Genomic DNA, 450 nt, shown 5'->3' on the forward strand with positions numbered 1-450 from the left:
GGGCCAAGGCATGAGCGGGCCTGTCGGAAAACGCGCCGTCTTCACCTGCGACGCCTGCGGCACGCCGTTGACGAAGCGCACCAGCGCCTTGCAGCACCGTCACCTGCGGACCGATGCGTACGTGTGCCAGAACCCCATGTGCGGTGCGACTTACACGGGCATGTCGGAACTGACCAGCATCGCCAGCCCCAGCGGCCTGCCCAATGCCCCGGCATGCGAGCTACCGCCGACGCCCGGCTATGAGCGTTCGTTGCTGCAGCAACGTTGGCGCCAGGAACTCGGTGATGCGCAGATCGACTGGATCGAAGCCACCGAATGCAATCAGCAGGAACGCGGCGCCCCGCCCGTCTCCTGACCGCCATTTCCCCTTCCACCACCAACTGACCAGGCGCCGTACGGTGCCAGCAAGGGAGTGCTGCGCCCGTGATGCGCCACAAGACACAATTTGAT

General features: G+C 65.3%; 1 protein-coding gene. It reads left to right on the forward strand.

All coding sequences use genetic code 11. From position 1 onward, the window contains the following. On the forward strand, positions 1-355 hold a 355-nt coding region (locus tag GVL52_RS28995; RefSeq protein ID WP_210254129.1), incomplete at its 5' end, for an ogr/Delta-like zinc finger family protein. Positions 356-450 lie beyond the last annotated feature (95 nt).

Source organism: Rhizobium sp. 18055, from assembly GCF_902706285.1.
GTDB lineage: Bacteria > Pseudomonadota > Alphaproteobacteria > Rhizobiales > Rhizobiaceae > Rhizobium.